The following is a 22,405-nucleotide window of genomic DNA, read 5'->3' as shown; positions in this document are numbered from 1 at the left end:
ATGTTCCATCGTTTTCTGTATCTTTTACTTCTGTTTCTTTTGGTTCTGTTGGTTTAACAACACTTCCATCTTCTTTGCCTGTTTGATCTTTTGGTGTTAGATCTTTTACGGCTTGTGGAAGGTCTTTGCCTTCTGTTCCAGATACAAATTCGTGTGTTACGTTAAATTCGTTAGGTGCATCTTTTACAAAATTAGCTTTAAATGTAAGTGGTTCTGTAATTACTGCTTGTTTTAATTGTTCTTCAGTAATTTTTTCTCCAGCAGCAATTTTTGTTCCATCATTTAATGTGATTTCTTTATCTGCTGTCCAGTGGCTAAATTTATATCCTTCTTTTGCTTTTGTGTCGGTTCCTTTTGGATTTGATTTAAGTTCGACTTCTTCTTTTGTATTATCTACAAAGTTTTCGCCTTCCTTAACTTGTCCATTACCATCAGTTGTGTAATTGATGATAGGAGCCCAGATAGCATAGATATAATTATTTGTGCTTTCATCTAAACTAGTTACAGTAACTTCATCATCTTTTTGGAATTCAGCTTTTGTTGCGTTTTTATCTCTATTCCATCCCTTAAATACATAACCTTCACGGGTGTAATTAATTTTTTCGCCTTCGCCGTTTCCTAAGACTTTATGAGAATCATTTGTAATGATTTCTTCAACTACATATTGGTCGCCAACTCCACCGTTTGCATCATAGGTTACTTTTGTAGTTGGTAGATCTGGAATTTCTTTCCATTGAGCATATAAAGTTTTACTTTTATCCATTAGGACAGTTTCGCTTGGTAGAATTAGTCCGCTAGAACCATCTTTTGTTTCACTCCAACCTACGAAAACTTTTTTGCCACCATTTACTTTAACATTTCCTACATCTGTTGCTTGTGCTTTGGCATCTTTGATATAAGAGTTTGAATCTGTTGGAGCTTTTCCTTCAACTTTGTCAGTAGCCGGTAAGTTCAAATCATATTTTAATTCTAAATAATCATATTTCCACTTAGCATATAAGTGAGTATCATTATTTTTAATTGGTTTGTGAAGATTTGCTTTTACAAATCTACCATTTTTATTTTTCTCATACCAACCCAAAAATTCTGTTGCGTCTTTTGGCTTAACTGGTTGAGGGAAATTCTCTTCGCTAACTTTGGCATCTTTATATTTTCCATCATAAAGAGTGTCATCTTCAGGAATTTCTGTTATTTTTTCTATATCTTTTTTATAGTCATCTTGGTTGGTGTGGAAGGTTACTTCGTATTGACGAGAATCCCATTTTGCATAGACTGTGATGTCATGAGCAGGCATTTTTGCTCCATCTTCATGTTTGTGTTCTACGCTAAATGTTGAGTCTTCATACCAACCCATAAATACTTGATTAGGATTTTTAGGATTTGTGGTTACTCCTTTTTCATAACCAAGTCCAAAATCGCTTGTATCAGCCTCGTATTTGTATGGTTTTGATGCTAATTTTGTACTACCAGAGTAATAATTTATATTATAAGTTTTACGTTCGTAGAATAGGAAACCTACATAAGAACCATCTTCTATATATGGTGTTCCTGTGTAGTTTTGATAACCTCCTAACCCTTTACCTGCGGCAAACATATAATCTCTAAATGCAGGGTTATTTACATTTACTGATTGCAAACCATCAGCTGACATATCACCTTTCTTAGGTTGGAATCCTTTTATGTCATCTACATGGTCAGTTTTATCTACCCAAGAATATGTGATTTGTTGATAATTGCCTTGGTATGGTTCAAAGACTCTATATTTATATCCATTCCAATTCATGTACCACTCTGAGTTTTGGAAGCTTACTCTTTTACCAATTTCTTTCATGGTACCAAGAGTAGATTGCAATGTTGCAAGATTTGATGAGTTTATCTGTGCATTAAATTTGCTTGGATCCCATTCAACAAAGCGAAGTTGGTATTTTGTACCCTTAGCTAAAACTCTATACATATAAATATCTTTATCACCCATTGCTGGTGCTCTAGTATAGAAAGATCCTATGCTTTTATCCATATAATAAATATAATCTTTATTTAGCTTATCAAACCATGTTTCAGAACTTTGACCGTAACGCAAATCTACGTGAATATTTCCATTATTATCTGTGGCATTAACCCAATTAGCTTGATAATAACTAGTTCCACTTGCATTTTTATAGACCCATATAGTATGAACATTTCTATCCATATAGACAGGCACAACTGTACTGCCATCAGCTTTTATTGTTTCAAAAGCTTGTTTTGTTTTTTCTTCGTTTAAATGGAAGCCTAAATAATCTAGGGTTTGAGGATTAGAATAGGTGTGATCCATTTTTCCATTTTCGTCTTTACTGTTGTAGCTATCATTAAATCTACCATCTTTTTCTGTTAGCTTAGCAATATCTTCAACTATTGGACCAGATGGAGCAACTTTAGGATCTGGATTTTCACTTCCTTTAAAAGGTAGGCTTGTTTTTTCTCCATTAAGTCCTCTTGCTGATATTATTTCATGGAAAGTGTAGCCATCATCATTTATATTTTGGACCATAACTTTAAATTTATAGTCAACTACAACTGGTTTCCATACAGCATAAACATTAATGTCTTTGTCTAACACTAGAGTATTAAGATCAACAGGATCTCCATCTTCTGTCAAAGACCAATGGCTAAATTCATAGCCTGCTCTTGTAGGTTTTTCTGGCATTTTGTCAAGCTTGCCACCATCATCTGCAAGTATTTGATCTTGGAAGCTTGCGCCGTCTCCTGTTATAAATGTTGCCTTGTGTTTAAACTCTGTAATCGCATAAAGTTTAATGTCAGTTTTTCCTGCTGCAATATCTTTTTTCAATGATTCCTCATCATAAACACCAGATTTTCCGTCTTTAGTTTCTGACCAATTTACGAAGTATTTATTAGCATCATAAATTGTAGGATCTACTGGCAGTTTATAAGAACTAGCATCATTGATTGTGTCAGTCATATAAACTCTATCATTTGTACTGCCAACTATATAGTAGGTTATTACTACTTGGTTTTTGAAAACTGGGTAAACATTAATTATTTTTTTGTCGTTACCTTTAACTTCTATTGGCGTATCAAATTTAATATCATTACCTTCTTCATCTTGCCATTTCTCCAAAACATTGCTTTTATCTTTGAAGACATGACCTGGATCAGAAATTGATTTTCCATCAAGAATGATTTGTTTTTGAATCTCTTTTGCTGTATCTTTGTTTCCTATTGTGTCATTATAGAAATGATACTCATTGATTCCTTGTTTTGGAGATATTATATTGGCATAACCTAATTTAATACCAGCTAAAACTACAAAAGCAATAGCAATTAATACAGAAAACAAAATCTTTCTTGGATTTTTATTCTCCCTTCTCATAATTCTCCTCTTTTTCATTAGCATAAATCACAAATACAAGTCAAATTTGTGTTTCAGCTAGTTTTTGTAAACGTTTTTCAAAAACATTTAACGTGCAACAATCCAACAAATTTTAAATGAACTGATTGCTACCCCCCCGTATAAATATACTTGTTTTTGAATATTTTTTACAAAAAATTTTTAAAAATTTTATTAGCTTGTAAAAAATTATTATATTTTGTTCATTTTCTAAATTATACCATATTTTTAAACTTTTTTATACTAGATAATTATCTTATTAAATTATTTTTTTGCTTATTATAGTATTGTTAATAAATATAAATCTATTGTAAATTATAAGCTTTAAATTTCAAAAAATATTTTTATTTTAATGCTTCAAAAATTATAAATTTAATTTTAAAAATAAAAAAACTCTTGCAAAACAATACTATTGTCTTGCAAGAGCATATTTATATTAATATCCCATTGGCATTTGTGGTGGCATTTCTGGTTTTTCTTCTTTTATATCTGCCACTGCTGCTTCTGTTGTTAAAATCATGCTTGCTATACTTACTGCATTTTCTAGGGCTGATCTTGTTACTTTTGTTGGTTCTACGATTCCTTTTTCAAACATATTTACGTATTCATCATCGTAGGCATCGTAGCCGTTGTTTTTGTCTGATTTTTTTACATTTTCAAGTACAACTGATCCGTCCATTCCAGCATTTTCTACGATTTGTCTTAGTGGTGCTTCTAGAGCTTTTTCTATTATTTTTGCTCCTGTTTTTTCATCGTTTTCTAATTTTTCTTCTAAAGCTTCTACTTTTTTTATTGCTTCTATTAGAACTGTTCCACCACCTGCAACTATTCCTTCTTCAACTGCAGCTCTGGTTGCTGAAAGGGCATCTTCGATTCTGTATTTTTTATCTTGCATTTCTGTTTCCGTTGCAGCTCCTACGTTTATTACTGCAACTCCGCCTGCAAGTTTTGCTACTCTTTCTTGGTATTTTTCTTTGTCGTATTCTGAGTCACTTGCTTCGATTTGACCTTTGATTTTTTCTACTCTTTCAGCTAGGGCTTCTTTGTCGCCTTTTCCTTCTACAATTACTGTGTGGTCTTTGTCAACTTTAACTTTTTTAGCTGATCCAAGATCTTCTATTGTAGCTTCTTTTAATTCCATTGATAGGTCTTCTGAAATTACTTTTGAGCCTGTAAGAATTGCTATATCTTCTAGCATTTCTTTTCTTCTATCTCCATAGCCTGGTGCTTTTACTGCAACTACGTTGAAGGTTCCTCTTAATTTGTTTAGAACAAGTGTTGTTAAAGCTTCTCCGTCTACATCATCTGCAATTATTAAAAGTGGTTTTGATGATTGAACAATTTCTTCAAGAAGTGGTAGGATTTCTTGGATACTTGAGATTTTTTTGTCTGTTACAAGTATATATGGATCGTCAAGATCTGCTACCATTTTTTCGTTGTCGGTTGCCATATATGGGGATAAATATCCCTTGTCAAATTGCATTCCTTCTACTACGTCAAGGTAGGTGTCGGTTGTTTTGGATTCTTCTACTGTGATTACCCCATCATTTCCTACTTTTTCCATAGCATCTGCAATAAATTTACCTATTTCTGGATCTGCTGATGAGATTGTTCCTACTTGTTCGATTGCTTTTTTATCTTCTACTTCTTTTGAAGATTCTTTGATGTAAGATACAACTTCACTACTTGCTTTTTTAAGTCCCTTATTTAAAACTACTGGATTTGCTCCTGCAGCTAAGTTTTTAAGTCCTTCTTTTATAATCGCTTGAGCAAGAACTGTTGCTGTTGTTGTTCCATCTCCTGCCACATCATTTGTTTTTGTTGCAACTTCTTTTACAAGTTGAGCTCCCATATTTTCAAACCTATCTTCAAGTTCGATTTCTTGGGCAATTGTTACACCATCGTTTGTGATTGTTGGTGCTCCGTATGATTTATCTAAAACTACATTTCTTCCTTTTGGTCCAAGAGTAACTTTTACAGCATTTGCTAATTTATCAATTCCTCTTTCAAGACCATCTCTTGCGCTTTTTCCATAATTTATATCTTTTGCCATAATTTTCTCCTATTCTACTACTGCTAATACGTCTTTGTATGCTAAAACTACGTAATTTTCGCCGTCAATTTTTACATCAGTTCCTGCATATTGAGAATAAATTACCTTATCTCCTTCTTTTAAGGAATCTTTTTTGTCTTGGTCATTTAAAATATCATTGCTAATTGCAACAACTTCTGCGTATTGTGGTTTTTCTTGTGCAGATTCTGGTAAAACTATGCCAGATTGGGTTTTCTTTTCTGCTTCTAATTTTTTTATAACTACTCTTTCACCGATTGGTTTTAAGTTCATTTTATTTCCTCCTTTTAGCACTCTTTGTCTTTGACTGCTAAGCTCTAATTTAAATATACAAGTAATTTAAAATAATGCAAGTTTTATTTGCCGATTGAATTTTCTCTGCCATAATAGAACAAATATTGTTGGACATAACCTGCATTTTCTCCAAAATATTTATCAGCGTAGGCAGAAATTTGTTTTTTTGGAACTTCTTCTTTTATAAATAAAAATTCCATAACTCTTTTTATCCAAACATCAACCGGGAAAGTTTCTCTTTTGTGAAAGGCAAAAAGCATTATACAATCGGCAACTTTTGGTCCAACTCCAGGAAGTTCTTGGAGTTTTTTCCTTAAATCTTCTGTAGGCATTTTTATATCTTTTTCAAAGTCAAAAAATCCATCATTGATTATATTTGCCGTTTCAACTATTCTTTTATCACGAAAACCAACCCTTGCCTTCTCTCTTAAATCTTCTGGCCTTGCTTTGGATAGTTGTTCAGGACTTGGGAAAGAATAATATTTTCTTCCTTTATATTCTCCAATATAATCCCCATACATTTCAGAAATTATTCTCACAGCTTTTTTAATTCTTGGGATTTGGTTGTTGGCTGAAATTATAAAAGAAATTAGGGTTTCAAAAAATTCTTGATTTAATATTCTAATTCCCGCCCCATATTCTGTAGCCTCTTTTAGGGTATCATCTAGAGAAATTTTTTCTTTTATATCTTCATAATTTACACCAAGGTCAAAATAATCGTAGAAAATATCATAAAATTCTTCTTCACTTACATTGTCTATAATTATTTTTTCCCCTTCTTTTTTGAGATTTATAATTTTTCCCAAAAAAACTGCAGTAAATGATCCATCTTCTTCCTCAAAAAAATTAAAACATTGGCCGCAGGTAAAAATATCTTTTGGGTCAAAAGATTCATGATAAAAAATCAATTGACCCTTTTCTTCTTTTATGTTTAATTTATTTTTATTTTCTTCTATATATCTATTCATTTTTTTCCTTACTTTATTCTTAGAGCGTGAACTGCAAGTCTTTGGTCTTTGTAATCATATTGACAAGTTGAAAGGGTAATTATGGTATCATCTTCCTTAAAATCACGGGTTTCAAGTTCATTTTCAGAATTTGATTTTAACTTGTCAAAATATTTCAATTTTTCTTCTTTGTCCTCAAAATCTAAAGTCCTATAATCATAATTTGACGGAATACCATAAGCTGCAAAAACTTGATATTCTCTTAAACCTTCATTTGTTGTAATATATATTGTCCTGTGGCTTTGAGCAAAATCATTTTTTCTGTAGCCATCAAGACCTGTAAACATAGATTTTATATCATCCAAATGATGTCCATATATTACACTATTGTCATCATTGATTTTAGGATCATTCATGTAATCCATAAAAATAGAACCAGCTATATCATAATTTTTGTCAATTCCTTTTCTCAAATAAAAATTATTATCTTTGGCTTGGAAGATTGGATAAGAAATATAAGTTCCAGGAATTTCCAAAAAAGCTACAATATCCGAATTTTCTTTTTGCAATTTTTTCAAAATAGCCATATATTTCTTTTCTAATTTTTCAAAATCATTTAAATTATCATTTGAGCCATTTTCACTTTGATCTTTCTCAACATTTTTTACTATATCTGATATATGTTTGTTATTCTTATAATTTTTATAATAGTCATATCCCCTTCTACCAAGAAGGAATAAACATACAATTATAACTATAACAAGAATAAGCCTTATAAATTTTAAAATCTTATCTTTCATTTTTTCACCTTTAAAACTTCCTTTCTATTAGTATAATAATATAAATTGGAAAAATTTTGAAATTTATTTTAAGGAGAATATATGTCAGAATATAAATTGTTTGTAGGAACAGCTTGTCCTCACTGTAGGAAAGTAGAAAATTTTATGGAAGAAAATAATATAGAAATTCAAATAGTAAATATAAATGAAGATAGAGAAGCTATGAAAGAATTAATCGAAAAAGGCGGCAAAAGACAAGTACCATGTCTTTTCCATGACGGAGAATACATGTACGAATCAAATGATATAATAGAATTTTTAAAAAATAAATAAATTTTTAAGCGTGTGTTTTTAATGCACGTTTTTTTATATTTAAAATTTACAAAATAAAAAAAGACTTTGGGTATAAAGTTAGAAAGGAGAGTTTATGATAAAATTAATAGCAACAGATTGCGACGAAACCCTCTTATCAGACGATAAGACCATTCACAAAAGAAATATAGACGCTATAAAAAAAGCCCAGGAAATGGGAATAATAATTACAACAGCAACAGGTCGTGGACCCTACCAACTATTTGATATACTAGAGCAAATCGATAATGTAAAAGAAGATAGATTTTCAATTCTTTGTAATGGTGGGATAATAATGGACAATGTAACAAAAAAAGTTGTAGAAGCATCCCCAATAGACTACAAAAAAGCAGTTGAAATTTCAGATTATTGCAACGAAGTAGGAGTACACTTTGAAATTTATACCGATAAACACTGCTATGTTTTTGCAAACGGAAACGAGATAGAGGGAAATTATGACAAAAATATCTACAAATTTGTCCAAAAAGCAAAAGATATTAAAAATCTAGATAAAGAAATAATAGTAAAAGTAATAATAAAAAATTCCAACCTAAACTATTTAATGAGCCTAGAAGAAGATATAGCAAGAATATGTAATTGGGATATTTCAATATCCTACTCATCAGATACCTTCATGGAAATAAACAGAAAAAATGTAAACAAGGCAAAAGCTCTAGAAAAATTGTGCGCTCACTATGGAATAGGAATGGAAAACGTCCTAACAATAGGAGATAATTACAACGACAAAGAAATGTTAGAAGAAGCAGGCTATTCCGCAGCAGTCCAAAACGCCCATCTTTTATTAAAAGACATATCAAAATACACAACAAAAGCAACAAACAACCAAGGCGCAGTAGGCGAGGCGATAGAAAAATTTGTTTTAAATGAAATATAAATTTAAAAAAATACCCCAAAATCTTTTTTTGATTTTGGGGTATTTTTTACCACACAGACTTTTCTTTTAGGAAAAATTTGTAGATAGCGTATCCTATTGCTGATAATATTCCTAAAGGAATTATTAAAAGTAAGATTGGGATAAGGATTAGTCCTCCTCCTATAAAAACTGGTATTAGTAGGGCAAATATTATTGAAAATATTAATTTTAAAATTTTAAATCCTAGAATTATGCCTAAAATTCCTAGGATTATTTTTATAATTTGATTTTTATCTTTCATTTTTTTACCTTTATCTAAATATGTCTTCTTTTTTTATCAAAACTTTGTATAGGAAATATATAACAAGTAAGGGTATTACTACGGATACGATTATATTTATTGCTACTCCCAAAAGTTTTAATATAATTGTTGCTATTATGGCTAATACAAAAACTCTTAGTACTTTTTCTGCTTGTTGGTTCATAATTTCCTCCTATCTTATTTTTATTATACTTGCTTTTTATATTTTTCAAGTTTTATTTTAATTTATTTAATTTTTTAATTAGATTTTATTGATTTATATTTATTTTTGTTATAAATCTTTATTTTGTCCATTTTTTCAAAAATAAAAAAATAGCCTAGCTGGCTATTTTTCTTTTATTGTTATTGTAAAATTTTCTTTGAATTTTTCTTTTGCTTTTAGGATATAGGGATTGTTTATTTTTTTTGTAAAACTTGGACCGTTTAAGCATGGTTCTAGGCACAAATAATCTCCGTGAAAATCTGTCCATATTGCAAATTCTTGGAAATTATTATTTTCTATATCTATATTGTAGTATTTGCTTTCTATGCTTGCTTTTTTTTCTTTTAAAAAATATGTTTTTTCTAAATCTATTTTTTCTAAGTCTAGATTTTTTATTTTAAAATTTTTGTCTACGTAAAAATACGGATGAAAGCCGGGAGCTATCGGTAATTTTTCCTTTGAATTATTAATTATTTCTAATTCTACCAATAGTGATGTATCTATTAATTTGTATTTTATATAATAGATGGATTTTTCGTATTCTCCCTTGCCTTCTAATTTTAATTTTACTGAATTTTCTGTTTTTTCTTCTATATCCCAAAATGAAATTCTTCCAAATCCATGTTGGTCTAATTTTTTTATTTCACTTTTTCCAAAATTTGGAAGGCATGGATGCATACCTCCTCTTGTTTTTAATTCATTTTTGATTTTTATAAGAAGTTTTGGGAAAAATATAGGCTTTTTTTCTTTTGTAAATTTTTCTATGTAGGCCCCATAGGTATTTACTGTAAGCTCCATATTTTTTTCTTTTAAATTTATTTTCATATTATTTTTTCTTACAAAAAAAGACCAAGCTTAAACTTGGCCTTATTTTTTATCCTCTGTGTGCAAGTTGGCCATCTAGTAGGTAAAGGCCACCGTAATTTCCATTTATTCTTTCTAGTCTTGTGATTAATTTGTTGAAGGTATCTTCTTCTTCGATTTGTTCATCTACATACCATCTGATAAATGAAATTACTCTTTCGTCTCCTTCTTCTCTTGCAGCTTTTGCTATTTCATGAATTCTTTTTGTAACTTCTTTTTCGTGTGCTAAAGCTTGTTTTGCAACGTCTAGAAGATCTTTAAATTCTGTATTTGGTGCTTCTAGTGTTGTATAAACTGGTTTGTATCCTACTTCTTGTAAGAATTTGGTCATTTTTTCTGCATGTTCAATTTCTTCCCTAACTTGATGACCATACCAATGTGCAAATCCTTCGAATTCTTCATCATCAGCATATATTTGCATTGCTTTGTATTCATAAGCTGATTGTAATTCAAAATTCATTTGTTCATTAATCATATCTAGTAATTTTTCACTCATTATTTTCCTCCTAAATAATTATCATACAATATATATACCCCATATATCATAAAATCATTTTTTATCAATTCTTTTATTACTTCTGTTATATTTGAAGAGAATAATTCTAAGGTAATTGAAGATTTTTTTATCCCTAGTTTTTTATTTTCGACTAATTTTTTATCTTTCAAAACATTAAAAATATTTACAAGCTTGTCTTTATCGCTTATATTTATTTGAAATGTTACAGGTATTAGACTTTTACTATTTAATTGGTCTTCATTTAAATTTTTTATCAGTAATACATCAGCCATAATTATCTCTCCTTATATAAAATTACCCAAAGTAAGATAAAAATAACATTTATTTTTCGTGTTTTTTCTCCTGCATTTCTTTAAATGAAAATACACAACCACAATAATCTTGCCTATATAAATTATATTTTTTTGAAAGGTCTATCGAATCCTTATAGCCATTTTTCTTCTTAAAGTCTGAATACAAATATTTTATCCCATATTTTTCCTCTAATTTTTCTCCAATTTCATTAAGCCAAGTTGAATTTTTGTAAGGAGAAATCGAAAGAGTTGTCGTAAAATAATCATAAGAATTTTCTTTGGCATACTTGGCAGATTTTTCAAGCCTTAATTGGTAACACTTATAACAAGAATCTCCGCCTTCGTGATCATTTTTTCGATTTTCCACAAATTTATAAAAATCTTCTGGATTATTTTCTGGGAAAATAACCTTTGAATCAAGATTCATTTCATCCACAAGCTCTTTTACAGTTTCAACTCTTTTGTTAAGCTCATTTACCGGATAAATATTTGGATTATAATAGTAAATATCTATATCAAAATATTCTCTCAAACGTGTTAAAACACTTGAAGAACACGGAGCACAGCAAACTTGAAGTAAAAGTCTTGGTCTTTTACCCTCTTTTTTTATACTTTTAATTATCTCTTCCATTTTCAAATTATAATTAATTTTTCCCATAAAACCTCACAAAATCAAATTTATACAAAGATATATAAAACCAGAACCAAGCATCAAAATTATAGGGTCGATTTTTGTCTTTCTAATAGCCAAAAGCATCAAAAAAAACAAAATAACCATACTACTATCAAGATTTTCAAAAGAAATTTTATTTACATCAAAAAAAGCAGTTTTTAATATATCAATTCCAGCCGCCAAAATCATAGACACAACAGCAGGTCTCAAAAACCCCAAAACACTTTGCATCGAATCAAGATTTCTATACTTATTATAAAAATAAGAAATAGTTCCTACAATTATAAAAGAAGGAGTCACGCAACCAAGGCTTGCAACAATCGCCCCACTTAAACCATAAACCCTTGTACCAACAAAAGATGCAGAATTAATAGCAATTGGGCCTGGAGTCATTTGACTGATTGTAATTAAATTATTAAATTCACTTATACTAAGCCAAGAATTTAAATTCACAACCTCTTCTTGAATAAGAGGAAGAGCAGCATAGCCACCTCCAAAAGAAAAAAGTCCCACCTTAAAAAAACTTATAAATAATTTAATTAGCATATTTTTTTCCTTTCAACAAAAGAGTAAATAATACCAAATAAGATAAGTCCAGTGATAATATAAATAATATTTACATCAAAGAAAACATTCAAGACAAAAGAAATAAAAAATATTCCATAAATCAAAAATCCCTTGCCAATAATTACATCTTTTGTCATATCAATAACAACATTAATAATCAAAGCCCCAACTCCTGCCTGCATTCCTTTTAAAATCAAAGCAATATATTTATTAGAAATAAAAGCATTATAAAAATAAGAAATTACAGAAATAATTACAAGAGGCGGAATAAGAGTCCCCAAAGTTGCAACCAAGGCCCCAACAAAACCAAATAATTTATAACCAACAGAAATTGATGCGTTAATAGCCACAGCCCCTGGAGCAGATTGAGCAATAGCCGTCATATCAAGCATCTCTTCCTTATTAATCCATCCCAATTTTTTTACAAAAGTAGATTCCATCAAAGATAAAATTACATAGCCACCACCAAAAGTAAAGGCAGACAAATAAAGTGTGTGCAAAAATAATTTAAACAACTTTTTAAAATCCATACTAAAGTCCTTTCTCCTTACATTTTACTATAGATTTTTTGTAGTAAAAATTTTTGAAAATAAAAAAATTTAGAATTTATCTCAAGCTAAAACAAATAAATTTATTTGATGAAAAAAATCTTATAATTTTTCCCACAAAAAAACAAGGAATAAAAATTCCTTGTTTGTAAAATTCTTCTTATCTTTTTGAGAATTGTGAAGATTTTCTTGCTTTCTTTTGACCGTATTTGTATCTTTCTTTTTTCCTTGGGTCTCTTGTAAGAAAACCTGCTCTTTTTAGAGCTTGTCTATAATCAGGATTTACTTCTAGTAAAGCTCTTGCTATAGCGTGTCTTATTGCTCCAGCTTGTCCATTAAATCCTCCACCTTGTACATTAACTTTAATGTCATAAGTTGATTCATTTTCTGTTAATTTTAATGGTGCTTTTGCTATGATTTTTAATGTATCATATGAAAAATAATCATCAAGATCTCTTCCATTAACTTTTAATTCTCCGCTACCTGGTTTCATTGTAACTCTTGCTACTGAAGTTTTTCTTCTACCTGTAGCTTGATATATAATATCTGCCATCTAAGTCCTCCTTACTTTAAGTCCAAAACTTCTGGGTTTTGAGCTTCGTGATTGTGATTTTCACCTACATAAACCCTAAGTTTTTTGGCCATTTGTCTACCTAATTTGTTGTGTGGAAGCATACCTACTACAGCGTGTTCTACAATTCTTTCTGGATGTTTGTCCATCATATCTTGGTAAGTTGTAGTTTTTAATCCACCTGCATATCCAGAATATCTTTTGTATTCTTTTTGGTATTCTTTGTTTCCAGTAAGAACGACTTTTTCAGCATTTACTACTATTACATAGTCACCTGTGTCCATGTTTGGAGTAAATGTTGGTTTGTGTTTTCCTCTAATAATTGCTGCAACTTGGCTTGCAAGTCTACCTAAAACCATATCAGTTGCATCAACTACATACCATTTTGGTTCAATTGTTGACTTTGTTGGTACATATGTCTTTTGATTTTTCATCAAGTTCCTCCTTAAATATTTTTGCCTATCAATTTAGAAACCGCTCGGATAGGTGGCGGCTTTACTCGTCCTGACATTTATGAATCGCCCTCAGGATCTGCGATTATGTCAAAAGTATTTGGAACTTTTTTCATACCAAATTATAATACACCGAAATCGTGTTTTTGTCAAGCTTTTTGTCTATTTTTTCGCCTTTTTAAATTGGAATTTTTTTAATTTTATTTTTCCTTATTTTTTATTAACCAATCTTTAAATAATTCGCCTTTATCAATATTTTTTTTGTCAAAAGTTTCAAAACTACCATCTTCTTTTACCAATACCATATAAGGCACTTGATCTATTTGATATTTTTCTAATATTTCATCATAATATTTTGAGTTCCTATATTTATCTGTATCAAAATATTTTATATTTGTTTCTTTTTCAAAAGTAATTTCATTTATGACTTTTACAAACAATCGACATGATGATGAGGTTTTTCTTCCTATAAATACAAAACCTTCTAGAGTTTTATCATTATTTAAGAATTGTAAGTCTGTTATCTCTTCATATTTTGAAATACTAGACTCATAATTTTTTATTTCTCTTTCTTTTTCAGCTCTTTCTTTTGCTTTTTGACTAAAAATCCCTATAAGTATAAATACTATTAAAGATAAAATAATAATCAAGTTCCTTTTTTTCATTTTTTCCTCCTTCGTATTTGATTAACTTAATTATATTATCTATAATAAAATCAAAACAACGGCATATATGGTACATTTGGAGGAAAATATTTTGAAGAATTATGACTTAACAATATTAGCTAAAAAAATCAAAGAAGTTAGAAAAAATAGAAAAATTAGTCAACTAGATTTATCCATTGAAGCTAATATAGACAGAAAAACTATAAGTCGTATAGAAAATGGTATTAATGAGCCTTCTTTTTCTACTCTCTATAAAATATCATATATCTTAAATCACGATTTTATAAAAGACTATTTGAATTCTAGTCTAAAAGATTACTTAATTTTCAATGAAACTTTTGAAAAAATAATTGATAAGGTAGAAAATAAATTGCCTTTTGATGATGAAGAAAAAATAATTATTTATCTCAAAGATTTTACTGATATTGAATTTATCAAAACTTCATGTAAGCAAGTTATTTTATTTCTTAAATCAATGAATGAAGACTTATCAAAATCAGAAGAAAGAGAGATTCTAATAAAAGCTTTAAATTCTTTTACTAATAAATATGATAACTTCAAAATACAATCTTTTTCTATATTTGAATTAAGAATTTTAATGGATATAGGCATGACTTATGCAAATATTGACAACAAAAAATATCTTGATTTGCTTAATTTTGTATATGATAATACCAACAAAGATTCATCATTATATCCTATTATCAGTATAAATTTAGCCAGCGCTTATATTATTGTAGAAGATTATGATAAATGTCCAGAAATAATAAATGATGCTATTTCTTATTTTTTAATTAGAAATAAAATTCCTAATCCTATTTTATATTTCACTAGAGCTTTGTACAAAAGACTCAAAAATATGGATTATAAAGAAGACTATGACAAGGCAATTTTAATAGCAAGCCTTGCTAAAAATTATAATTTAATAAATAAATTTGAACAAGCCAAGAGCTATTATGAAAAATATAATACTTGATAAAAAATAAGTTTTGCCTTTTTTATTCTTTAATTTTAATTTGCCAATAAAAAAGGTAAAACTTTTTAACAAAAATACAAAATCAAATCCACTTTTACTTTTCACATAATTTTTTGTAAGAATCTTTTATATCAAAAGCATGGTTCATTGGACCTGAACCTTTGCCCAAATCTAGCATATCCAAAAGAGCGTTTGATAAAAATTCTTTTGCCATTTTTATTGAATTTTCCATATCATAACCTTTTGCAAGGTTAGCTGCAATGGCTGATGACAGGGTACAACCTGTTCCGTGGGTATTTTCATTTTCTATTCTTTTTCCTTTAAACCAAACACCTTTTTTATTCTCATATAAATAATCATTTGCATCATTTATTTTGTGTCCACCTTTTAATAGGCAAGCGCAATTGTATTTTTCAGAGATAATTTTTCCTGCTTTTTGCATATCTTTTTCATCATTTATTTTTATCCCCGATAAAATTTCGCCTTCGGGAATATTTGGTGTTATAAGATCTGCCAATGGCAAAAGTTCATTTTTCAAAACATTTATCGCTTCATCTTTCAACAATTTTGCCCCGCTTGTTGCAACCATCACTGGGTCTATTACAATATTTTTCGCTTTTTTTTCTTTTAATTTTTCTGCTATAACTAAAATCAAATCAGAATTTGAAACCATTCCAATTTTTACGCTATCTGGGTAAATATCATCAAATATCATATCAAGCTGGTCTTTTAAAAATTGAGGAGATGAGTCTAAAACCGACAAAACTCCCGTGGTATTTTGAGCAGTTAAGGCAGTGATTGCACTTTCTGCATATACTCCGTTTACTGTCATAGTTTTTATGTCAGCTTGTATTCCAGCTCCACCTGATGAGTCACTTCCTGCTATGGTCAATCCTATTTTCATAATTTTTCCTTTCTTTTGTCAAAAACGAATATTATTTCATATTTTATTTTTTAAATAATCGTAGAAACCTAAATGATAAATCGTTTTTATCTGATTATTTTTCTATATAAAAATAAAAAAATTTTTATATCAATAAATTTTTTTATAGATTTTTCTTTTCTTATCATAGGCCAAAGGCGTAATTTTGTCAATTTTCTTTAGCCCTTTTATGGCTTTTTTGCAATTATTTCAGAGCTTTGATATAATTTAACAGAATAATATGTAAAGAAGGTTTTTTATGTTTGGAGTTTTTATTAACGCTATTTCTGTTTTGATTTTAGGTTTTTTGGGAGCAAAATCTGGAAATCATTTTTCTGATAGATTAAAAAATGATATGATGAAATTTCTTGCAATTTTAATAATGGTTACTGGGATGAATTCTGCAAGAAAAGGAGATAGTTTAGTTGTAATTATTTCTATAGTTATCGGTTTAATTATTGGAAATTATTTAAAATTGGACGATAAATTAAATAGTTTTGCTTATTTTTTGGGCAGACTTTTTTCTGAAAATAAAAGATCTACTTTTCCAAAGGCTTTTATCAATGCAACTTTGATTTTGTGTGTTGGTAGTATGGGAATTATCGGCTCAATTGAAGCTGCTGTAAATTCTAATAATGAAATTCTTTTGATAAAGTCGATGATTGATGGTGTTACTGTATTTTTTATGGCACAAAGTCTGGGACTTGGCGTTGCTTTTGGTGCAATTCCTATCCTAGTTTACCAAGGGCTAATAGTAATTTTATCAGGTCTTATTTCTCCAATTTTAACCAAGGAAATTCTTGATAATATTTCTGGCGTTGGTGGTCTTAGCATAATTGCCATTGGGCTTTCAATGTTGGATTTGGTTGATATTAAAATAGTAAATTCTATTCCTGCTATTTTGATTCCTATTATTTACGGACTAATTACAACTTTATTTTGATTGATTAAATTAAAAATCCTATTTTGCACTTACACAAAATAGGATTCTTTTTTTATTTATTTCTCAATTTTCTATAGGTTGATGGATACAAAAGCAAAAGCATTGGGAATATTTCTAATCTTCCCAAAAGCATGGCTATGGTTAGAACAAATTTTGATAAATTTGTCATTTCGGCAAAGGTCGTTATTGGTCCAAATGCTCCAAGCCCTGGTCCTACGTTATTGAAAGTTGTTGAAACTGCTGCAAAAGCTGTTTCAAAATCATCCATATCTAATGATACTATCATAAACAAAACAATAAAGATCATTATATATATTACCAAATATTTTAAAACTGACATTTCTGTTTGGGCATCTACTTTTTTTCTATCCATCCTGTTTATTGTTATTTTTTTTGGATTCATAGACTCTTTTATTTGATTAATTCCACCTTTTACAAGAATTACAAATCTTGAAACCTTGAGTCCTCCCGCAGTTGAACCTGCACATCCGCCAATAAACATAAGCATTATTATTACAGATTTAGAAAATAAGGGCCAAGTTCCAAAATCTGCTGAAACATATCCTGTTGTTGTAATTATTGAAGATACGGTAAAAATAGAATTTACAAATGAATAAAAGACCTCTTTATAAATAGTAACTATATTTGCAAAAATAAGTCCTGATGCTATCAAAATAATTGCTATATACCATTTTAGTTCTTCACTTTTTACTGCTTCTCTTACATTTTTTGTCACAGCATAAAAATAAATATTAAAGTTCACTCCAAAAACTGCCATCATAATTGCAAGTACCATTTCTATATATCTAGAATTATAAGCTCCTATTGAAATTCCTTTATTAGAAAATCCACCAGTTCCCGCAGCTCCAAAAGCGTGAATTATTGATTCAAATAAATTCATTCCCCCAAAAAGAAGAAGTATTACTGTAATTATTGTCAAAACTATATACATTCCATACAAATTTCTAGCCGTATCAGAAAGTTTTGGTGTAATTTTACCAAAAGTTGGTCCAGGGACTTCGCTTTGCATCAAAAGAGATGATTCCTTGTTTGAATTTGGCAAAATCGCCAAGGTAAATACCAAAATTCCCATACCACCAACAAAGTGGGACAAAGACCTCCAAAAAATTATAGAATGTGGCAAAAGTTCCACATTAATAGCAACTGATGCACCAGAAGTTGTAAAACCCGATACCATTTCAAAAAAAGCATCTATGTAGCCATTATAATTAGATTTTGTCAAAAACAAAGGAATAGCTCCTATCAAAGAAAACAAAATCCAAGTTGATGCAGTAATAAACATTGCCTCTTTTGTATAAAGATGGGATTTATTATCTCCTCTTTTGCTCAAAACAAATCCCAAAATTAAAGAAACAACAATAGGAATTACAAAATTTATTTTATCCTGAAGGCTTTCCCCATAAATAAAAGCTACAATCAATGGTAAAATCAAAAGCCCAGCAAGAACTATTAAAAGTTTTCCAAGTGAATATTTTACAATTTTTAAATTCATGCCTACTCCAATATATCGTCAATTTCTTTAAAATCTTTATTTTTAGTTACAACCATAACCCTATCGCCAAGTTCAATTGTACTTTCTCCGTTTGCAACTTCGATTTTGCCACCCAAATTTTGTCTTGATATACCAACAATCAAAGTATTGGCCTTTACATTTAAATCTTTCAATTTCTTTCCAGTAACCCTAGAATTTTCAATTACAGTAAAATCAATTGCCTCAACCCTGTCATCAGACAATCTAAACAAATTAGAAATAGATTCTCCCCTAGAATTTTCCTTAGATCTCAAAAGCCTTGAAACAAAAAATGAAGCAGATTTTTTTGGAGTAACAGTCGTATCAACATCAAGAATACCTGTAATTTTAAGAAGTTGAGTCCTATTTACCTTAGCAATAATTTTGTCAATTCCTCTTTTTTTAGCAAGAAGAGAAATCAAAATATTTTCCTCATCAATTCCAGTAAGAGCAACCACAGCATCATAATTTTCAATTCTTACCTCATCAAGAATTTCGGGATCAGATCCATCAGCATTGATTACTTCACATTCAGGAAGTCTTTCAGAAAAATCAATCGCCCTTTCCTTATCAATTTCCAAAACAGTAACATTAAAATTTCTTTTAAGCAAAAGCTCAGAAAGATTAAGAGCAATAGAACCCCCACCAATAATCAAAACATTTTTGATAGACTTCTTATTATCAACCTGTCTTTTATAAAATTTATCAATATCTTCCCTAGGACCTGCAACATAAATTTTTTCGCCAACTTCAAGAATATGATTACCATTAGGAATAACAACCTGATCATCTTTCTCCCCAATAACAATAATCGTATTTCCCAAAAGTCCCTCAGCATTAAGATCCATCAAAGACTTATTAGCAAGTTTAGAATTTTCATCAATTTCAAGTTCAATCAAAATAACCTTAGAATCCAAGAAATTTTCCACATTAACAGCATAAGTATATTTCAAAGTCCTTTGAATTTCCTTAGCAGCATAATACTCAGGATTTACAAGCCTATCAACACCCATGGTTTTTCTCATAAATTCATCATATTTAATATATCTAGGATCACGAAGCCTAACGATAGTGGATTTAGCACCCTTTTTCTTAGCAATCATAGACGAAATCAAATTAACATCATCATTAAAAGTCATTGCAATAAAAGCATCGCACTCATCCACATTAGCCTCATCAAGAACAGCAAGATCACGACCATCGCCCAAAATCCCCATGACATCATTAGAAGCCAACAATCTTTCCAAAACATCCTTGTTTTTCTCTATAACTAAAATATTGTGCCCCTCATCAGAGAGCTTGCTAGTAAGATAAGAACCAACCTTACCAGCACCTACAATAATAACATTCATAAATCCTCCTAAAGGTAGAAATACCTAATAACATTGTATAATAACTAGAAAAAAAAACAAAGTAAAATTGTCAAAGTTATGGAAAATCAAAAAATATATAATTAAAAATTAAAAAATAAAAAATATTATAACATTAGAATACAAGAAAATTAAAATAACAGATGCTTAAACTAAAAAATAAAAACTTTCGAAATCAAAAATCAATTCATTTAGATTTATCTTTACACGTAAACAAATAAATTTTCAAAATCTATAAATATTAAAATATAAAATCCTTAACCTATCAGCTAAACATTTTAAAATACATATATAAATAGAAAATATTTAAGATCATATAGCCAATAAAAATTAAAAAATACCAAAGACATAATTATAGATAAAAATGTTCTTAATAAAATCACATCAGAAAAATATCATCAACTCTTACCAACACGATTTATTATAGACTCATAAAAATTACAATCCAAATTCAAAAATATATTTTTTCATAAAGAAAAACACCAATCAAAAGATTGGTGTTAAATCTGGTGGGCCTCCAGGGACTCGAACCCTGGACCTACCGGTTATGAGCCGGGCGCTCTAACCGACTGAGCTAGAGGCCCAAACAAAACCCTATAATTTTTAATAAAAAAATTTTATGAAATAAATTCATAATTAGGTTTGTTTTTGGTGGACCTGAGTAGACTCGAACTACCGACCTCACGCTTATCAGGCGTGCGCTCTAACCTGCTGAGCTACAGGTCCATATATAAAATTTAAATGGCAGGGGTTACAGGACTTGAACCCGTGACATCCGGTTTTGGAGACCGACGTTCTACCAACTGAACTAAACCCCTATTAAATCAAATATCCTAAAAAATAAAATAAATGATAATGTCCTATATATGAAAACAAAATAATTTTCATAAATTAGACGGGCTATTTTGGTGCCCAGAGGCGGAATCGAACCACCGACACGGGGATTTTCAGTCCCCTGCTCTACCGACTGAGCTATCTGGGCATATGGCGGAGAAGGAGGGATTTGAACCCTCGCATCCCTTTTGAAAGGATCTACTCCCTTAGCAGGGGAGCCTCTTCAGCCACTTGAGTACTTCTCCAAAAATCAATATATAAATTGATTTTTTATTTGGCGGAGAGGAAGGGATTCGAACCCTTGTGAGCCGTAAGACTCTAACGGTTTTCAAGACCGCCCCGTTATGACCGCTTCGGTACCTCTCCATATTGTGGTGACCCATCGGAGATTCGAACTCCGGACACCTTGATTAAAAGTCAAGTGCTCTACCGACTGAGCTAATGGATCAATCTAGAAATACAGTGGCTAAAAATTTGCCTTTCTTGCCTATTTAGCTTGCCAGTATAACCACTAAATAATATTTAAAAAATAATAATGGTGACCCATCGGAGATTCGAACTCCGGACACCTTGATTAAAAGTCAAGTGCTCTACCGACTGAGCTAATGGATCAAATTGGCTGGGATAGCAGGACTCGAACCTACGCATACCAGAGTCAAAGTCTGGTGCCTTACCGACTTGGCTATATCCCAACATGGCGCGCCTGAGAGGAGTCGAACCTCTGACACACGGATTAGAAGTCCGTTGCTCTATCCAGCTGAGCTACAGGCGCATATTGGAGCGGGTGAAGGGAATCGGACCCTCGCAACCAGCTTGGAAGGCTGGGGCTCTACCACTGAGCTACACCCGCAAATTGGTGGGGAAGAGCGGATTCGAACCACTGAAAGCTAAGCTAACGGATTTACAGTCCGTCCCATTTGGCCAACTCTGGAACTTCCCCAAAATTTGTATTTCATAGTAACACATTATAGCATAAACTATATATTTATTCAATTTTATATCACAATAAAATTGGAGCTGATGATAGGACTTGAACCTACAACCTATTGATTACAAATCAATTGCTCTACCAATTGAGCTACATCAGCACATTGGATCTCTATTGAAATCCAAATGGCGACTTAGATGGGACTCGAACCCACGACCTCCGCCGTGACAGGGCGGCATTCTAACCAGCTGAACTACTAAGCCATAATTAAAACAGCCTAATATTAAAAATATTATGGTGGAAGTAACAGGGCTCGAACCTGTGACCCCCTGCTTGTAAGGCAGATGCTCTCCCAACTGAGCTATACTTCCATTTGGTACCCTACCAGGATTTGAATCCTGTCCCATGTAGGGTTTAAAATCTGAAAGATTTTAAATCTTCAAGATGAGCCCTTGGGCGAATCTGAAGAACAATACCGCCGTAACACGGTGGTTTCCCTCTAAAACGAAGGATAAATCTC

23 protein-coding genes and 15 tRNA genes are annotated in these 22,405 nt (G+C 30.6%); 4 read left to right on the top strand and 34 right to left on the bottom strand.

Annotation, left to right across the window (positions count from 1 at the left end):
- The 5 genes from HMPREF3045_RS03105 to srtB form a co-directional block, all read right to left on the bottom strand.
- The coding region (locus HMPREF3045_RS03105) for an InlB B-repeat-containing protein (RefSeq protein ID WP_070737028.1) at window positions 1-3,373 on the bottom strand (3,373 nt) is incomplete at its 3' end.
- A gap of 454 nt (window positions 3,374-3,827) precedes the next feature.
- Entirely contained in the window at window positions 3,828-5,444 is a 1,617-nt protein-coding gene (gene groL, locus HMPREF3045_RS03100) for a chaperonin GroEL (RefSeq protein WP_070737027.1), read from the bottom strand.
- Window positions 5,445-5,453: 9 nt separating this feature from the next.
- On the bottom strand, window positions 5,454-5,735 hold the full coding sequence (locus HMPREF3045_RS03095; protein ID WP_004816894.1) for a co-chaperone GroES: 282 nt from the start codon (window positions 5,733-5,735) through the stop codon (window positions 5,454-5,456).
- A gap of 83 nt (window positions 5,736-5,818) precedes the next feature.
- Window positions 5,819-6,724 (bottom strand): DNA-3-methyladenine glycosylase family protein, encoded by a 906-nt coding sequence (locus tag HMPREF3045_RS03090; protein ID WP_070737026.1) that lies wholly within the window; start codon window positions 6,722-6,724, stop codon window positions 5,819-5,821.
- A gap of 8 nt (window positions 6,725-6,732) precedes the next feature.
- Window positions 6,733-7,503, bottom strand: coding sequence for a class B sortase (gene srtB / locus HMPREF3045_RS03085; protein WP_070606603.1), 771 nt, complete (start codon window positions 7,501-7,503; stop codon window positions 6,733-6,735).
- 81 nt (window positions 7,504-7,584) lie between these two features.
- Between srtB and HMPREF3045_RS03080 the strand changes: the two genes are divergently transcribed.
- On the top strand, window positions 7,585-7,815 hold the full coding sequence (locus tag HMPREF3045_RS03080) for a glutaredoxin family protein (protein WP_019118290.1): 231 nt from the start codon (window positions 7,585-7,587) through the stop codon (window positions 7,813-7,815).
- 94 nt (window positions 7,816-7,909) lie between these two features.
- On the top strand, window positions 7,910-8,728 hold the full coding sequence (locus HMPREF3045_RS03075) for a Cof-type HAD-IIB family hydrolase (RefSeq protein ID WP_070737025.1): 819 nt from the start codon (window positions 7,910-7,912) through the stop codon (window positions 8,726-8,728).
- Between the two features lie 46 nt (window positions 8,729-8,774).
- Here the strand turns inward: HMPREF3045_RS03075 and HMPREF3045_RS03070 are convergent, their stop codons facing one another.
- The 11 genes from HMPREF3045_RS03070 to HMPREF3045_RS03025 all read right to left on the bottom strand — a co-directional run bounded on the left by HMPREF3045_RS03070 (window position 8,775) and on the right by HMPREF3045_RS03025 (window position 14,381).
- A complete protein-coding gene (locus HMPREF3045_RS03070) occupies window positions 8,775-9,008 on the bottom strand; it encodes a hypothetical protein (protein WP_070737024.1) in 234 nt (77 codons plus the stop codon).
- A 10-nt stretch (window positions 9,009-9,018) separates the two neighbouring features.
- Window positions 9,019-9,192 (bottom strand): hypothetical protein, encoded by a 174-nt coding sequence (locus HMPREF3045_RS09290; protein WP_180363000.1) that lies wholly within the window; start codon window positions 9,190-9,192, stop codon window positions 9,019-9,021.
- A 162-nt stretch (window positions 9,193-9,354) separates the two neighbouring features.
- Window positions 9,355-10,056: an aldose epimerase family protein gene (locus HMPREF3045_RS03065; protein ID WP_070737023.1), complete on the bottom strand. Its 702-nt coding sequence runs from the start codon at window positions 10,054-10,056 to the stop codon at window positions 9,355-9,357.
- 49 nt (window positions 10,057-10,105) lie between these two features.
- Window positions 10,106-10,591 carry a ferritin gene (locus HMPREF3045_RS03060; RefSeq protein ID WP_070737022.1) on the bottom strand — a complete coding sequence of 162 codons (486 nt, stop codon included), beginning with the start codon at window positions 10,589-10,591 and terminating at the stop codon, window positions 10,106-10,108.
- The gene (locus HMPREF3045_RS03055) at window positions 10,591-10,884 is read right to left on the bottom strand and encodes a UDP-N-acetylmuramoyl-tripeptide--D-alanyl-D-alanine ligase (protein ID WP_070737021.1); all 294 of its coding nucleotides are present in this window, start codon (window positions 10,882-10,884) and stop codon (window positions 10,591-10,593) included. Before HMPREF3045_RS03055 ends, HMPREF3045_RS03060 begins: the two co-directional genes overlap by 1 nt.
- Window positions 10,885-10,933: 49 nt before the next feature.
- On the bottom strand, window positions 10,934-11,563 hold the full coding sequence (locus HMPREF3045_RS03050) for an epoxyqueuosine reductase QueH (RefSeq protein ID WP_070606613.1): 630 nt from the start codon (window positions 11,561-11,563) through the stop codon (window positions 10,934-10,936).
- Window positions 11,564-11,569: 6 nt separating this feature from the next.
- On the bottom strand, window positions 11,570-12,124 hold the full coding sequence (locus tag HMPREF3045_RS03045) for a chromate transporter (RefSeq protein WP_070737020.1): 555 nt from the start codon (window positions 12,122-12,124) through the stop codon (window positions 11,570-11,572).
- Complete coding sequence (locus HMPREF3045_RS03040) at window positions 12,118-12,675, bottom strand: chromate transporter (RefSeq protein ID WP_070737019.1); 558 nt, start codon at window positions 12,673-12,675, stop codon at window positions 12,118-12,120. Before HMPREF3045_RS03040 ends, HMPREF3045_RS03045 begins: the two co-directional genes overlap by 7 nt.
- Window positions 12,676-12,853: 178 nt before the next feature.
- Window positions 12,854-13,246 carry a 30S ribosomal protein S9 gene (gene rpsI, locus HMPREF3045_RS03035; protein WP_004837979.1) on the bottom strand — a complete coding sequence of 131 codons (393 nt, stop codon included), beginning with the start codon at window positions 13,244-13,246 and terminating at the stop codon, window positions 12,854-12,856.
- Window positions 13,247-13,257: 11 nt separating this feature from the next.
- The gene (rplM, locus tag HMPREF3045_RS03030) at window positions 13,258-13,698 is read right to left on the bottom strand and encodes a 50S ribosomal protein L13 (RefSeq protein WP_004837978.1); all 441 of its coding nucleotides are present in this window, start codon (window positions 13,696-13,698) and stop codon (window positions 13,258-13,260) included.
- Window positions 13,699-13,916: 218 nt separating this feature from the next.
- Window positions 13,917-14,381, bottom strand: coding sequence for a DUF6568 family protein (locus tag HMPREF3045_RS03025; RefSeq protein WP_070737018.1), 465 nt, complete (start codon window positions 14,379-14,381; stop codon window positions 13,917-13,919).
- 91 nt (window positions 14,382-14,472) lie between these two features.
- Here HMPREF3045_RS03025 and HMPREF3045_RS03020 point away from each other — a divergent pair, with 91 nt between their 5' ends.
- Window positions 14,473-15,357 carry a helix-turn-helix domain-containing protein gene (locus HMPREF3045_RS03020; RefSeq protein ID WP_257244369.1) on the top strand — a complete coding sequence of 295 codons (885 nt, stop codon included), beginning with the start codon at window positions 14,473-14,475 and terminating at the stop codon, window positions 15,355-15,357.
- A gap of 94 nt (window positions 15,358-15,451) precedes the next feature.
- Here HMPREF3045_RS03020 and thiD read toward each other — a convergent pair whose 3' ends face one another.
- On the bottom strand, window positions 15,452-16,261 hold the full coding sequence (gene thiD / locus HMPREF3045_RS03015) for a bifunctional hydroxymethylpyrimidine kinase/phosphomethylpyrimidine kinase (RefSeq protein ID WP_070737016.1): 810 nt from the start codon (window positions 16,259-16,261) through the stop codon (window positions 15,452-15,454).
- Between the two features lie 277 nt (window positions 16,262-16,538).
- Between thiD and HMPREF3045_RS03010 the strand changes: the two genes are divergently transcribed.
- Complete coding sequence (locus tag HMPREF3045_RS03010; RefSeq protein ID WP_070737015.1) at window positions 16,539-17,222, top strand: DUF554 domain-containing protein; 684 nt, start codon at window positions 16,539-16,541, stop codon at window positions 17,220-17,222.
- 52 nt (window positions 17,223-17,274) lie between these two features.
- Here HMPREF3045_RS03010 and HMPREF3045_RS03005 read toward each other — a convergent pair whose 3' ends face one another.
- The 17 genes from HMPREF3045_RS03005 to HMPREF3045_RS02925 form a co-directional block, all read right to left on the bottom strand.
- Window positions 17,275-18,735 (bottom strand): TrkH family potassium uptake protein, encoded by a 1,461-nt coding sequence (locus HMPREF3045_RS03005; protein WP_070737014.1) that lies wholly within the window; start codon window positions 18,733-18,735, stop codon window positions 17,275-17,277.
- Between the two features lie 2 nt (window positions 18,736-18,737).
- The gene (trkA, locus tag HMPREF3045_RS03000; RefSeq protein ID WP_019118301.1) at window positions 18,738-20,105 is read right to left on the bottom strand and encodes a Trk system potassium transporter TrkA; all 1,368 of its coding nucleotides are present in this window, start codon (window positions 20,103-20,105) and stop codon (window positions 18,738-18,740) included.
- A gap of 525 nt (window positions 20,106-20,630) precedes the next feature.
- A tRNA-Ile gene (locus HMPREF3045_RS02995) sits at window positions 20,631-20,707 on the bottom strand.
- A gap of 65 nt (window positions 20,708-20,772) precedes the next feature.
- Window positions 20,773-20,849, bottom strand: a tRNA-Ile gene (locus HMPREF3045_RS02990).
- A gap of 16 nt (window positions 20,850-20,865) precedes the next feature.
- Window positions 20,866-20,941, bottom strand: a tRNA-Trp gene (locus HMPREF3045_RS02985).
- Window positions 20,942-21,029: 88 nt separating this feature from the next.
- Window positions 21,030-21,105: transfer RNA gene (locus HMPREF3045_RS02980), tRNA-Phe, on the bottom strand.
- Window positions 21,106-21,108: 3 nt separating this feature from the next.
- Window positions 21,109-21,202, bottom strand: a tRNA-Ser gene (locus HMPREF3045_RS02975).
- A 30-nt stretch (window positions 21,203-21,232) separates the two neighbouring features.
- Window positions 21,233-21,323: transfer RNA gene (locus HMPREF3045_RS02970), tRNA-Ser, on the bottom strand.
- A 6-nt stretch (window positions 21,324-21,329) separates the two neighbouring features.
- Window positions 21,330-21,405 (bottom strand) — tRNA-Lys (locus HMPREF3045_RS02965).
- An 88-nt stretch (window positions 21,406-21,493) separates the two neighbouring features.
- A tRNA-Lys gene (locus tag HMPREF3045_RS02960) sits at window positions 21,494-21,569 on the bottom strand.
- 4 nt (window positions 21,570-21,573) lie between these two features.
- Window positions 21,574-21,649, bottom strand: a tRNA-Gln gene (locus HMPREF3045_RS02955).
- Between the two features lie 3 nt (window positions 21,650-21,652).
- Window positions 21,653-21,729 (bottom strand) — tRNA-Arg (locus tag HMPREF3045_RS02950).
- A gap of 4 nt (window positions 21,730-21,733) precedes the next feature.
- A tRNA-Gly gene (locus HMPREF3045_RS02945) sits at window positions 21,734-21,807 on the bottom strand.
- A 4-nt stretch (window positions 21,808-21,811) separates the two neighbouring features.
- Window positions 21,812-21,897: transfer RNA gene (locus HMPREF3045_RS02940), tRNA-Tyr, on the bottom strand.
- Window positions 21,898-21,969: 72 nt separating this feature from the next.
- Window positions 21,970-22,045, bottom strand: a tRNA-Thr gene (locus HMPREF3045_RS02935).
- 26 nt (window positions 22,046-22,071) lie between these two features.
- A tRNA-Asp gene (locus HMPREF3045_RS02930) sits at window positions 22,072-22,148 on the bottom strand.
- Between the two features lie 32 nt (window positions 22,149-22,180).
- Window positions 22,181-22,256, bottom strand: a tRNA-Val gene (locus tag HMPREF3045_RS02925).
- Window positions 22,257-22,405 lie beyond the last annotated feature (149 nt).

The organism is Anaerococcus sp. HMSC075B03, from assembly GCF_001815585.1.
GTDB lineage: Bacteria > Bacillota > Clostridia > Tissierellales > Peptoniphilaceae > Anaerococcus > Anaerococcus vaginalis.
This window is presented reverse-complemented; position numbering and strand designations above follow the sequence as displayed.